This window comes from Pseudomonas fjordensis, from assembly GCF_976987115.1.
In genome coordinates this window covers 629,823-643,305 of record NZ_OZ336860.1, presented here as the reverse complement: position 1 = coordinate 643,305, position 13,483 = coordinate 629,823, and the positions used below count along the sequence as shown (strand labels likewise).

Here is a 13,483-nt window from a genome sequence, read left to right as displayed (position 1 = left end):
TTTACACCTTAGCCACGAGTGGGCGACCAAGCAGGCCCTGGGGACGGAAAATCAGAATCACCACCAGCAGGGAGAAACTGAACACGTCTTTGTAGTCAGAGTTGATCAACCCCGAGAACAGCGACTCGGAAATACCGAGGATGATCCCGCCGAGCATCGCCCCAGGCAGGGAGCCGATGCCGCCGAGTACCGCTGCGGTAAACGCCTTGATGCCGATGATGAAGCCGGCATAGAAGTCGAAGGTGCCGTAGTTGAGGGTGATGAGCACGCCGGCCAGGGCGGCCATGGCGGCACCGATGACAAACACGTAGGAGATCACGCGGTCGGTGTTGATGCCCAGGATCGAGGCCATCTTGCGGTCTTGCTGGGTAGCGCGGCACATGCGGCCCAGCTTGGTGTATTTGATGATGTAGGTGAGCAAGGCCATGCCAGCAAAAGCGGCGACCAGAATGAACACTTTGGTGTAGGTCAGTTGTACAAACCCGGTGCCGATATCGACGCGCCAGGCGCCGGCCAGCAGGGTGGGAATCCCTTGTTGCTTGGCGCCCTGGGCGATCTGTGCGTAGTTCTGCAGGATCAGTGAGATGCCGATGGCGCTGATCAGCGGTGCCAGGCGGGTGGAGTTACGCAACGGTTTGTAGGCGACACGCTCAATCACCCAACCGTACACGCCGGTGACGACCACGGTGAAGATCAAGGTACCGAGAATGAGCAGCGGGAAGGATTCGATGCCGAAGTAAGCCAGCAGTGCCAGACTGATCGCCGCGAGGTAAGCGGAAATCATATAAACCTCGCCGTGGGCGAAGTTGATCATGCCAATGATGCCATAGACCATTGTGTAGCCGATGGCGATCAGGCCATAGACCGACCCGAGGGTCAGGCCGTTGACCAGTTGCTGCAGGAAAATACCATCCATAACGCAATCTCACGCGGTGAGCACCTGCACACCGGTGGGTGTGCGGCGCTTCTGGAGGAAAAGACAGGTTTGTTGCAATAGAGCAGGCAACCAGGCCCTCTGTGGGAGCTGGCTTGCCTGCGATAGCGGTTTCACATTCAACACAGGGTTGGCATTAAGTCCGTCATCGCGGGCAAGCCCGGCTCCCACAGGGATCAAGGTGTTCAGGCCGTCGCGTTATTACTTCTGCTTTTCCAACTGATGGTATTTGCCGTCTTTGTCCCACTGGTAAACCACGTAGTCAGAGACTTTCAGGTCGCCCTTGGCATCCCAGGCTTTTTCGCCCATGACGGTTTTAACCGGGTTGGCCTTGAGCCACTTGGCAGCGTCTTCGCCCTTGTTGGACTTGGCACCGTTGAAACCGGCGGCCAGGGCCTGGATCGAGGCATAGGCGTACAGGGTGTAGCCTTCTGGCTCGGTGCCGTTCTTGCGGAACTCTTCCACCACGGTCTTGCTGTCGGGCAGCAGGCGCGGGTCGGCGCCGAAGGTCATGTACACGCCATCGACGTACTGCGCACCACCTGCGGTGGACACCAGTTCGTCGGTGACCACGCCGTCATCGGACATGAACTTGACGTCTTTCAAGCCCGCTTCACGGATCTGGCGCACCAAGGGGCCGGCTTCCGGATGCAGGCCGCCGAAGTACACGACGTCGGCGCCCAGGGAACGGATCTTGGTGACCAGGGCGCTGAAGTCTTTCTCGCCACGGGTCAGGCCCTCTTCCAGCACCGGCTTGACGCCGCGCTTGGTCAACTGGGCTGCGGTGGCGTCGGCCAAGCCTTTGCCGTAGGTGTCCTTGTCGTTGATCACCGCGACTTTCTTGCCCTTGAGCACATCGACGATGTAGTCGCCGGCGACGATGCCTTGTTGGTCGTCACGCCCGCACATACGGAACATGGCGCCCAAGCCGCGTTCGGTCACTTGTGGGTTGGTGGAGCCTGGGGTGATGGCGATGATGCCTGCTTCGTCGTAAACCTCCGACGCCGGGATGGTGTTGGATGAGCAGAAGTGCCCGACCACACCGATCACTTTGTCCTGGTCGGCCAGGCGGTTGGCCACGGCCACGGCCTGCTTGGGTTCACAGGCGTCATCGCCGGCCACCAGCTTGATCTGCTCGCCGTTGATGCCGCCGGCCTTGTTGATAACGTCGGCTGCCGCCTGGGCACCCTTCATGTACTGCTCACCGAAAGCGGCGTTGGCACCCGTCATCGGGCCCGCCACACCAATTTTCACATCAGCTTGAACAAACGTAGAAACACCCAGCGCCGCAGCAACGGCGAGGGCCAGAAAACCTTTCTTGTAAAACGTCTGGGACATGAGTGGTGCTCCGATATTTTTGATTTTTGGCACGACAACTTGCATTCAAACCTTTCACTGAAAGCTCAGAGCAAGCCGCGTGCCATTACGTTTTTATTCTTCAAAAAGACACGGTGTCATTGTTATTACAGGCGTTTCGACGCCTTTTGCCAGGACGTGCAACCGTCTAGCGTCTACAGGTGCAACCAACACTGCAAAAAAGTACAACCCTGGCAGGTCGCACCTGCAACCACAGGCATAAACGACAGTTCCTACAGCTGTAACAACGTGCGTAACGGAACTGCACATTTACAGTGCGTGATTGCTACGACTTGCACCAATACAGATGGGTAGCCTGCTAAGAAAATGCAGGTTTCTGACGGGTATTTCGCTGATCAGATCACGATCCTCAGGCATTGCCCGGCGTGATAGAGCGAGAAACCGGCTTCATACAGGCAACTGCGCAAGCCCACGGCGGCCAGGGGTTGCATGGGCGCAAAAGGAATAGGGAGGGCTTGGGGATCCTGGTGACACAGGTAGTCGGCAAACGCCTTGCCCACCACGCTGCCGGTGGTCACGCCGCGCCCGTTATAACCGGTGACCGCCACCAGGCCGGGGGCCGGTTCGAACAGGCGCATCAAGTGGTCGGGAGTGAACGCGATGCAGCCGGTCCAGGTGTATTCCCACTGCACCGGTTTGAGGTACGGGAAGTAATGTTGCTGCACCCGATCGGCCCACGCTTTGAGAAACCATGCCGGTTTCTGGTTGCCATTGCCCAGGCTGCCGAGTAACAGGCGGCCATCGGCATCGCGACGAATGCTGCTCAGGACCTGGCGCGTGTCCCAGGAGCCCTGGCCACCGGGGAGGATCTGCTTGGCCGCGTCATCGGTCAGCGGCGCCGATGCCACCTGGTAGTAATAGCCGGGGAAGAAGTTACGCCGCAGCTCGGTCCATTCGCCTTCGGTGTAGGCGTTGGAGGCGATCACCACCTGGGCAGCCTGCACCGCGCCTTCAGCGGTCTGCACCGACCAATAGGCACCTTGGCGCTCAAGCTGGGTGACCGGGGAATGATCGAACAATTGCCCGCCCAGCCCCACGGCGGCATTCGCCAACCCCGTGGTATAGGCCATGGGGTTCAAGGTGCCGGCGCGCCGATCGAGCAGCGCGGCGGCGATTTTGCGGGTACCGGTGGCGTGCTCGCAGGCCGGGCCGGTGAGTAACTCAACCGGCGCACCACGGCGCTTCCACTGCTCCTCACGGCTGCGCAAATCCGCCTCGCCCCGAGCGTTGTGCGCCATGTGCAAGGTGCCTTCACGGCGCAATTGGCAGTCGATGTTGTACTTGTCGATCAGGCTGAACACCAGGGAAGGCGCCGCGCCCAACATGCGGTTGAGCTGGCTGCCCACCGCCGTGCCGAAACCGGCCTCGATCTCGTCCGGTGGAATCCACAGGCCCGCATTGACCAGCCCGACATTGCGCCCCGAACCGCCATGGCCGGTGCGATGAGCCTCCAGTACGGCGACGCTTTTACCCTGTTCCAGCAAATGAATGGCCGCCGACAAACCGGTGATGCCGGCGCCGATCACGCACACATCCACCTTGACCGCGCCCTTGAGCGCGGCCCGGTCGGGGCGGCCAGGGGTGAGGTGTTCCCATAAACATGTTTCGCGCAGTGCCATTGCCAGACTCCGGGATGAATTCACCACCGCTCGTTCCCGCGCTCTGCGTGGGAATGTAGCCTTGGACGCTCCGCGTCCGCATTGTCGTGACGCGGAGCGTCACAGGATGAGTTCCCACGCAGAGCGTGGGAACGATCAGTCTGGTCAGTCGAAGGTGATGCCTTGTGCCAACGGCAGCTCCAGCGAGTAGTTCACGGTATTGGTCTGCCGGCGCATATACCCGCGCCACGCATCCGAGCCCGACTCACGCCCGCCGCCGGTCTCTTTTTCACCCCCGAACGCGCCACCGATTTCCGCGCCACTCGGGCCGATGTTGACGTTGGCAATGCCACAGTCGCTGCCCACCGCCGACATGAACTGCTCGGCTTCACGCACGTCGGTGGTGAAGATGCAGGACGACAAGCCTTGCGGCACGGCGTTGTTCAGGCGCAGGGCCTCAGCGAAGTCGGTGTAGCCCACCACGTAAAGAATCGGCGCGAAGGTTTCGCTGCACACCACGTCGCTTTGCTCGGGCATTTCCACGATGGCCGGCGATACGTAGTAGGCGTTGGGGAATGTGTCTTGCAGTTGGCGCTTGCCGCCGAACACCTTGCCGCCTTCGCTCAAGGCTTGCTCAAGGGCGTCCTGCATGTTGTCGAAGCTGTGCTTGTCGATCAGCGGGCCGATCAGGTTGCCTTCCAGCGGGTGGCCGATGCGCACCTTGGAATAAGCAGCCTTGAGGCGGGTGACGATTTCTTCCTTGACCGACTCATGGGCGATCAGCCGGCGCAGGGTGGTGCAGCGCTGGCCGGCAGTGCCCACCGCGCTGAACAGGATGGCGCGTACGGCCATGTCCAGGTCGGCGCTTGGGCCGAGGATCATCGCGTTGTTGCCGCCCAGTTCGAGGATACTGCGGGCAAAACGCGCGGCGACTTTGGGTGCCACTTCACGGCCCATACGCGTGCTGCCGGTGGCGCTGATCAGGGCGACGCGCGGGTCATCCACCAGCGCAGCGCCGGCGTCGCGGCCGCCGATGATCACTTGGCTGAGGTACTCGGGAGCACCGTCGAACTTCTTCAGCACGCGCTCGAACAGGGCCTGGCAGGCCAGTGCGGTGAGCGGGGTCTTTTCCGACGGTTTCCAGATCACCGCGTTGCCGCACACCAAGGCCAGCGCAGTGTTCCACGCCCACACGGCCACGGGGAAGTTGAAGGCGCTGATCACGCCGACCACGCCCAGCGGGTGCCAGGTTTCACGCATATGGTGGCCTGGGCGCTCGGAGGCGATGGTCAAGCCGTACAGCTGGCGCGACAGGCCGACGGCGAAGTCGCAGATGTCGATCATTTCCTGCACTTCCCCCAAGCCTTCCTGGGTGATCTTGCCGGCTTCCCAGGAAACGAGTTCACCCAGGTCGGCCTTGTATTCGCGCAATACGTCGCCGAACTGGCGCACCAGCTCGCCACGTCGCGGTGCCGGCACCTTGCGCCAGGCTTCGAATGCATGCTCGGCGCGACTGACCTGTTGCTCCACCTCGGCGGCCCCTTCCCAATGGACACTGCCGATACGGCTGCCATCAATCGGTGAATGCACGGGTTGTTTCCCGGCCTGGTACAGCGCCGGGTTTACCCCGAGACGATCAAGCAATGCGGCAACCATGGGTCACTCCTTCAATCTGCATACAAAAATTCGCGCCGCAATACGCACGGCGATCCTGGCCCTATTTGTAGCTGGCCCAAGACTTGCCAACAAACGACGATTAGGCGAGATATCATTCCCTTTATTCATGCAAAGAATAAGAAGAGGCATGCCGTGCTGAACAAAAGACATTTGCCCTCGATCACCGCCCTGCAGTGTTTCGAAGCGGCCACCCGCCACCTGAGCTTCACCCGCGCCGCCGAGGAACTGAACCTCACCCAAAGCGCGGTGAGCAAACAGGTGGCGCAGCTGGAAGAACTGTTGCAACACCTGCTGTTTCGCCGCGTGCGCCGCCGCTTGCAGATGACCCCGGCGGGCGACCTGTACCTGGTGGAAGTGCGCAAGATCCTCACCCAGGTAGAGATGTCTACCCACTACCTGCGCTCCTACGGCGGCGAAACCGAAGTGCTGCGTGTGTCCACGCCCTACACCTTCGGCGCACGCTGGCTGGTGCCGCGCCTCAAGGGATGGCGTTTGCGTCACCCGCAGATCCACCTGGACCTGTGCAATGAACAGGACCCGGACGAGTTACTGCAAGGCAAGGCCGACATGGCGTTCTACTTCGGCCAGGGCGCACGTCCCGGCACCGAGAGCCTGAAATTGTTCAGTGAAGAGCTGGTACCGGTGTGTGCGCCCGAGAGCCTCCCCGCCGAACCCTTCACCGACCCCACGCAACTGAGCGAGTTGGTGCTGCTGCAAAACGCCTCGCGGCCTCAGGGCTGGCATGACTGGTTCGCCAGCCAGGGCTTTCATACCGAGCACAGCTACCATGGGCCGCGGTTCGACACGTTCTATATGTGCATTCGTGCGGCGCAGGTCGGGTGTGGCGTGGCGTTGTTGCCGCGTTTTCTGGTGGAGGAAGAATTGGCCGAGGGCAAGTTGGTGATTCCCTGGCAGTATGGGATGCCAAGCCAGGATGCTTATTACCTGGCGTATCCTGAGCATTCTGCGGAGGTGCCCAAGGTGCGCGAGTTTGTGAAGTGGATGATGGAGCAGGTTATTTAGGCGCCTGGAAAACCGCCATCGCAGGCAAGCCAGCTCCCACATTGGAATGCATTTCAACGGTGGGAGCTGGCTTGCCTGCGATGGCGCCAATAGCCTCACTGAAAAAATCACTGGCAATCCCCCACAGGTCTATGCGCCACTAACCCCCTTCCTCAATTGTGCGTAAAGGCCGGCCTCCATCGCCGACCCGTCTGGAGATTCCCGTTATGAGCGAGAGTGTGTTTGCCGATCGCATCGTGCAGAACCTGCTCGACACCGACTTCTACAAGCTGACCATGATGCAGGCGGTGCTGCACAACTACCCGAACGTGGAAGTTGAATGGGAGTTTCGTTGCCGTAACAGTGAAGACCTGCGCCCTTACCTGGCGGAGATCCGTTACCAGATCGAGCGCCTCGCCGAGCTGAGCCTGAGCCCCGATCAACTGGGCTTCCTGGAACGCATCAGCTTTATGAAGCCGGACTTTTTACGCTTCCTCGGGCTGTTTCGCTTCAACCTGCGGTATGTGCAAACCGGCATCGAGAACGGCGAGTTGTTTATCCGCCTGCGCGGGCCGTGGCTGCATGTGATCCTGTTTGAAGTGCCGATGCTGGCCATCGTCAGCGAGGTGCGTAACCGCTACCGCTACCAGACCGTGATCCTTGAACAGGCCCGCGAGCAGCTGTACCGCAAGTTCGACTGGCTGACCGCCAATGCCAGCAGCGACGAGCTGTCGGAGCTGCAAGTGGCGGACTTCGGCACACGCCGGCGCTTCTCCTACCGGGTGCAAGAGGAAGTGGTCAGCGTGCTCAAGCACGATTTCCCGGGGCGTTTTGTCGGCACCAGCAACGTGCACCTGGCCCGTGAGTTCGATATGAAGCCGCTGGGCACCATGGCCCATGAATGGATCATGGCCCACCAGCAACTCGGCCCGCGCCTGATCGACAGCCAGATCGCCGCCCTTGATTGCTGGGTGCGCGAATACCGTGGCCTGCTGGGTATCGCCCTCACCGATTGCATCACCACCGACGCGTTCCTGGGCGACTTCGACTTGTACTTCGCCAAGCTGTTCGACGGCCTGCGCCATGACTCCGGTGATCCAATCCAGTGGGCAGAAAAAGCCATCGCTCACTACCACAAGCTGGGCATCGAACCGATGAGCAAGACCCTGGTGTTCTCCGACAGTCTGACTTTGCCCAAGTCATTGGAGATATTCCGGGCACTGCGTGGTCGCATTAATGTGAGCTTTGGCATCGGCACCAACCTGACCTGTGATATTCCAGGGGTGGAACCGATGAGCATCGTGCTTAAAATGACCGCCTGCAATGGCCAGCCCGTCGCGAAGATCTCCGATGAAGCGGGCAAGACCCATTGCACCGATCCGAATTTTGTCGCCTATTTGCGTCACGTTTTCAAAGTACCTGCCCTATCCAGCAAGGAGTGAATCATGCAAGCCGTACAGCGTGAGATTGCGCAACAGCTCAAGGTGCAAGCCCCGTTCAAAGACCAGGCCGCCCTTGAAGCCGAAGTTGCCCGGCGCGTGGCCTTTATCCAGGACTGCCTGCGCAATTCCGGGCTCAAGACCCTGGTGCTCGGCATCAGTGGCGGCGTCGATTCCCTGACCGCAGGCCTGTTGGCCCAACGTGCGATGCAGGAGCTGCGCGCCAGCACCGGCGATGAGGCTTATCGTTTTATCGCCGTGCGCCTGCCCTACGAAACCCAGTTCGACGAACACGACGCCCAGGCTTGCGTGGACTTTATCGAGCCGGACGAACGCCACACCGTGAATATCGGCCCGGCAGTAAAAGCCCTGGCCAATGAAGTGGCCGCCTTTGAAGGCAAGGCCGCAGCGTCCCGTGACTTCGTGCTGGGCAACACCAAGGCGCGCATGCGCATGGTGGCCCAGTACACCATCGCCGGCGCGGCGGGCGGCCTGGTGATCGGCACCGACCATGCGGCAGAAGCAGTGATGGGCTTTTTCACCAAGTTCGGTGACGGGGCCTGTGACCTGGCGCCGTTGAGCGGACTGGTGAAGCACCAGGTGCGTGCCATTGCCCGCCACTTTGGCGCGCCGGAATCGCTGGTGGAGAAGGTGCCGACCGCCGACCTCGAAGACCTGTCGCCGGGCAAGCCGGACGAGGCGTCACATGGCGTGACCTATGCCGAGATCGATGCGTTCCTGCAGGGTGAGCCGGTGCGTGAAGAGGCGTTCAGGATTATCTGCGAGACCTATCGCAAGACTGAGCACAAGCGGGTGATGCCGTTTGCGCCTTGAGGTGAACCTGATCGTTTTGCATTGATTGTCAGATCGCCTTCGCGAGCAAGCCCGCTCCCACATTCGACCGCATTCTCATGCTGGAACTCGGTCAAGTGTGGGAGCGGGCTTGCTCGCGAAGAACGATAACGCGGTCTTACTTCAGAACCACAGCACCTTTCATCATCGAGATGTGGCCTGGGAACGAGCAGAAGAAGCTGTACTTCTCATCAGCCTTCAGCTTGGAGACGTCGAAGGTCACCGAGTCTTTCTCGCCAGCGCCGATGATCTTGGTGTGGGCGATGATGCGCTCATCACCGGCTTTCAGGTAGTCCTTGTCGATCCCAGCAGCCATGCCGTCGGTAGCCACAGGCTGCATATTGGCTTCGGTGGTCAGCACCCAGTTATGCCCCATCACGTTCTTTGGCAAGTTGCCCGAGTGAGTCAGCTCAACGGTGAACTGCTTGCAGCTCTTGTCGATAGTGATTTCTTTGGTGTTGAAAGACATTTGATCGGTGGAGTCGACAGTGACCTTGCACTCTGCAGCAAGCAACTGGCCGCTCGCCAGAGTCAGCAGGGAAACAGCAACGAGTTTGGCAAACATGTGAATCTCCAAGGCAGGGTTTTAAAAACGCGGATTGCGGTAAGGGTGCCTCAATCAGGCTTGAGTTCTTATGATCTGAATCAACAGATTGTATACAACTTTAGGCTATCAGCTTCATCAACACAATCAACCAGCCAAACTGCCGCACCCTGCCTATGATCGGCCCACCACTCACGGGAGTTCATACCATGCACCTTAATCACCTGTTCAACGGCCTTCTGGCTGCCTACGCCTGCGGTAAGTGAAAGCAAAGGGCACCCTGAAGCTGCTACCATGACGACCCAAGGCAGCTGCGCGCCGCCCACCCTCACCTTCGACCCTAGAGGATCGCCCATGGCCAAACCTAATTACTCCTTCGCCAAACGTCAGAGAGACTTGGCCAAGGAACAGAAGAAAGAGGAAAAGCTGCAACGCAAGAAAGCCGCTGCAGACGAAGAAGCCGGCGCACTGAACCCGGATGCCGAAGGTGAAGCGGCAACTGACGAGACCGAAACCCCGAAAGACCCCGCAGAATGATCGTTCCCACGCTGATCGTTCCCACGCTCCGCGTGGGAATGCATCCCCGGACGCTCCGCGTCCCGCACCAGGCTTGAAGCCGGCGCAAGGGTGACGCAGAGCGTCACAGCAGGCATTCCCACGCGGAGCGTGGGAATCATCGTTTTTTACTCCAGCGGCATCACCGTCACCCGCACCTCCGGGTCGTGGCTGCCTCCCCCCAGAATCACCCCCCGCAACGGCGACACATCAGAGAAATCCCGGCCCCAGGCCAGGGTGATGTGCTCCAGCGCCGGCTGCACATTGTTGGTCGGGTCAAAATCCACCCAGCCTGATACCGGGCAAAACACCGAAACCCACGCATGGGAAGCATCGGCGCCGATCAGCCGTGGCTGGCCGGGCGGTGGCTGGGTGAGCAGGTAGCCGCTGATATAGCGCGCCGCCAGGCCACGGGAACGCAGGCAGGCAAGCATCAGGTGAGCGAAGTCCTGGCACACGCCGCGACGGCGCTCCAGCACTTCCACCAGCGGTGTGGCGACCTGGGTGGCTTCGGCATCGAAGGTAAATTCGCTGAAGATCTTCTCCATCAATGCCTGCGTGCCCAGCAGTAAAGGCTCGCCGGGCGGGAAGCAGCTTTCTGAGAACTCGACGAAGGTTTTCTTCAGATGGACATAAGGAGATTCGAAGCGATAACGGCAGGCTTCGATCAGCTCGGCGCTCAAGGCCTGGCTGCTGTAGGTCAGGCTGTCGCGGGTGTGGTCCCAGGGCGGCGAGCGATGGAAATCCAGAGCGGGCCGCGCCAGCACTTCCACGGTGAGCCCGGCGTTCACCAGCAATTCATCATGGGGCCGTTCGAACGCCAGACGGGTGATCGGGTTGCCGAACACGTCCAGTTCGTCGCGGCGCGAGGTGGGTTCCGGGCTGATATCCAACTGCTGCCAGGTGCACTTCTGCCAGGCGCACGGCCGTGGCCACAGGTGCGCCAGTTGCTGGGCCAGGGACACCGGGCTGTCGTAGTGGTAATGGGTATCGTGGAAAATCTGATAGCGCGCGCTCATTACACCGACACCGTTTGTTGGCTGACATCATCGACGTGGGCAAAATGGCGCAACGCCAAGCGATCCGATACCTGCCCGCTTTCATCGGCCACCGCTTGCAGCAAGTCGGCCAGGCCGTCCAGCGCGGCACGCACGCTGGTTTCGCCAAACAGGCCGTTCTCCAGGCAACCCAGGTCAAAATGCGCCAGGCGCTCGACCAACGGCGCCAGCCCGTTTTCACGAGGCACGCCAAAATCATCATTGAGACGGCGCAAAGTGCGGCTCACCAACTTGAGCTGGAACAGCACCGCATGGGGGTTCTGCTCGTCGAGCAGCAGCAGGTCGAGCACCGGGATCAACTGCGGCACCGCCAGGTAGCGCGAGCGATAGGTGATGCTGCTGTTGCCCAGCTCCAGCAACCATTCCAGCCCGGCCTGATCGAACACCGCCACACCACGCAGGAACGCCGCAAGGCTGCTGCTCAGAAACTGCAGACGCTCGATGCGCCGGCCCATCATCAAAAAGCGCCAGCCTTCATCGCGAGTCATGTCGTCCAGGGCAAACCCGGACAGCGCCGCCAGGGACATCACCAGGCGGTTGAGAAAGTCGAGCAGCTCGCCAAAGTCCGCAGTGTCGCTTTCCAGCTCCATGGCTTCACGCTGCAGCTCCACCAGGGCCTGCCAGTTTTCCCGGGACAACTTGCCGCGCACCTGGGACGCCGCCCACTGCAAGCGCTGCAAATTGGCGCGCAGGCTTGAAGGCCAGTCATCACCCAGCAAGGCCGCGAGCAGACGCTCCGGCAGCTCGCCCTCTTCCGGCAACAGGCGCAGGCTTTCGCCCAGTTCGACGGCGGCCTGCAGCGCCAGCGGATCATCGCCATCGACATACCGCGCCAGCACCACGCGCAGCCAGCGCGCACTGTCATCGCAGCGCTCGCAGTAACGCCCGAACCAGAACAGGTTTTCCACCACGCGCGAGGGCAGATAGGGATCGCGGCGCACCAGGTCATAGGCGCCAATGGTGCGTTGGGCGCGCCACTGCTCGCCACCCGGCGCGCGTTCGCCGAGCACCCAGGTGTCCTTGCTCGCCCCGCCGCGCTGCATCGACACCACCTCGGCATCGGCGTCGGCCGCCACGCGGGTCAGGCCGCCGGGCAGTACCCGATAACCGTCATCACTGGCCACGGCGTAGACACGCATGCCGATGGCGCGGTGTTGCAGATGGTCATCCACGGTGTGCCAGACCGGCGCCTGAGACAACTGCGCCAGCTCCTGGGCGACATAGGCATAGGGCCGCGCACGCATGCGTTCGGCCAGGGCCTGGCGCTGTTCGTCATCAAGGTCGCGACCAAACACCGGGGCGAAACTTTGTGAGGGAAATGCCGGCTTGATCAGCAGCTCCGGGAGTTTTTCCAGGGCTTCGGCAAGCACCGGCGCTTCGCCGCACCACCAAGTGGCAATCGACGGCAGGATCAAGGCTTCACCGAATAAAAATTCGTTGATCTTGGGCAAAAAGCCCAGCAACCCCGGCGACTCCAGCACACCGCTGCCCAAGGCATTGGCCACCAGCACATTGCCTTGGCGCACGGCATCGAGCAGGCCCGGCACGCCCAGCGCCGAGTCGGTGCGCAGCTCCAGCGGGTCGCAGAAATCATCATCAAGGCGACGCATGATTGCGTTTACCCGGCGCAGGCCGCTGAGGGTTTTCAGGAACACGGTGCTGTCGCGCACGGTGAGGTCGCCGCCCTCGACCAAGGGGTAGCCGAGCTGGCGCGCCAGGTACAGGTGTTCGAAATAGCTTTCGTTGAAACGCCCCGGCGTGAGCAGCACGATCAGTGGCGGCTGGTCATCACCCGGAGCCTGGCGCGCCAGGGTTTCCTGCAAGGTGCGAAAGAACCCGGTGAGGTGCTGCACCTGCATATCCCGGTACAGGTCCGGGAAGGCGCGGGACACGATGGTGCGGTTTTCCAGGGCATAGCCGGCGCCCGACGGGGCTTGGGTGCGGTCGGCGGTGACCCACCAGCGGCCATCCGGGGTGCGCGCCAGGTCGACTGCGTACAGATGCAGGAACGCACCGTCAGGCGGCTGGATACCCTGGCACGGCCACAGAAAATTGTTATGCCCGAACACCAATTCGGCCGGCAGCAAGCCTTCCTTGATTAGGCGTTGCGGGCCATACAGGTCGGCCAGCACCGCATTGAGCAAACGCGCACGCTGGGCGATGCCGGCCGACAGTTGCTGCCACTCCTCGGCCGCCAGCACATGGGGCAACAGGTCCAGCTCCCAGGGGCGGTCGGCACCCTTGGGGTCGGCGTAGACGTTGTAGGTCACGCCGTTTTCCTGGATCTGGCGCGTCAACAACGCCTGGCGCTGGGCCAGTTGTGCGGGCGTGCTGCGTTGCAGGTGATCGAACAAGCGTCGCCAATGGGCACGCACCGCGCCGCTGGCATCCAGCAGTTCGTGATAGGTGCCCGCGGTGAGCGGGTAACGGTCGAGCAAGTCGGACAT

11 protein-coding genes are annotated in these 13,483 nt (G+C 61.3%); 4 read left to right on the top strand and 7 right to left on the bottom strand.

Annotated features, from left to right (window positions below; all coding sequences use genetic code 11):
- Position 1: 1 nt before the first annotated feature.
- From ACWHXD_RS02715 to amaB, 4 genes are all read right to left on the bottom strand, one after another.
- Positions 2-916 carry an ABC transporter permease subunit gene (locus tag ACWHXD_RS02715; RefSeq protein WP_003188099.1) on the bottom strand — a complete coding sequence of 305 codons (915 nt, stop codon included), beginning with the start codon at positions 914-916 and terminating at the stop codon, positions 2-4.
- Positions 917-1,135: 219 nt separating this feature from the next.
- Positions 1,136-2,272, bottom strand: coding sequence for a branched-chain amino acid ABC transporter substrate-binding protein (locus ACWHXD_RS02710; protein WP_003188098.1), 1,137 nt, complete (start codon positions 2,270-2,272; stop codon positions 1,136-1,138).
- 374 nt (positions 2,273-2,646) lie between these two features.
- Entirely contained in the window at positions 2,647-3,930 is a 1,284-nt protein-coding gene (gene amaA / locus ACWHXD_RS02705) for an L-pipecolate oxidase (RefSeq protein ID WP_138763134.1), read from the bottom strand.
- 144 nt (positions 3,931-4,074) lie between these two features.
- Complete coding sequence (amaB, locus tag ACWHXD_RS02700; protein WP_003188096.1) at positions 4,075-5,565, bottom strand: L-piperidine-6-carboxylate dehydrogenase; 1,491 nt, start codon at positions 5,563-5,565, stop codon at positions 4,075-4,077.
- Between the two features lie 153 nt (positions 5,566-5,718).
- Between amaB and ACWHXD_RS02695 the strand changes: the two genes are divergently transcribed.
- The 3 genes from ACWHXD_RS02695 to nadE all read left to right on the top strand — a co-directional run bounded on the left by ACWHXD_RS02695 (position 5,719) and on the right by nadE (position 8,861).
- The gene (locus ACWHXD_RS02695; RefSeq protein ID WP_098949719.1) at positions 5,719-6,609 is read left to right on the top strand and encodes a LysR family transcriptional regulator; all 891 of its coding nucleotides are present in this window, start codon (positions 5,719-5,721) and stop codon (positions 6,607-6,609) included.
- A gap of 206 nt (positions 6,610-6,815) precedes the next feature.
- Complete coding sequence (gene pncB, locus ACWHXD_RS02690; RefSeq protein ID WP_138763133.1) at positions 6,816-8,030, top strand: nicotinate phosphoribosyltransferase; 1,215 nt, start codon at positions 6,816-6,818, stop codon at positions 8,028-8,030.
- A gap of 3 nt (positions 8,031-8,033) precedes the next feature.
- Positions 8,034-8,861: an NAD(+) synthase gene (gene nadE, locus ACWHXD_RS02685; RefSeq protein WP_032893809.1), complete on the top strand. Its 828-nt coding sequence runs from the start codon at positions 8,034-8,036 to the stop codon at positions 8,859-8,861.
- Between the two features lie 136 nt (positions 8,862-8,997).
- On the opposite strand, the gene azu is transcribed toward nadE, so the two are convergent.
- Positions 8,998-9,444, bottom strand: coding sequence for an azurin (gene azu, locus ACWHXD_RS02680; RefSeq protein WP_003188091.1), 447 nt, complete (start codon positions 9,442-9,444; stop codon positions 8,998-9,000).
- 333 nt (positions 9,445-9,777) lie between these two features.
- On the opposite strand from azu, the gene ACWHXD_RS02675 reads away from it, so the two are divergent.
- Positions 9,778-9,960: a hypothetical protein gene (locus tag ACWHXD_RS02675; RefSeq protein WP_005784271.1), complete on the top strand. Its 183-nt coding sequence runs from the start codon at positions 9,778-9,780 to the stop codon at positions 9,958-9,960.
- Positions 9,961-10,106: 146 nt separating this feature from the next.
- Here the strand turns inward: ACWHXD_RS02675 and ACWHXD_RS02670 are convergent, their stop codons facing one another.
- A complete protein-coding gene (locus ACWHXD_RS02670; protein WP_138763131.1) occupies positions 10,107-10,997 on the bottom strand; it encodes a transglutaminase family protein in 891 nt (296 codons plus the stop codon).
- A complete protein-coding gene (locus tag ACWHXD_RS02665; protein ID WP_098949723.1) occupies positions 10,997-13,483 on the bottom strand; it encodes a circularly permuted type 2 ATP-grasp protein in 2,487 nt (828 codons plus the stop codon). Before ACWHXD_RS02665 ends, ACWHXD_RS02670 begins: the two co-directional genes overlap by 1 nt.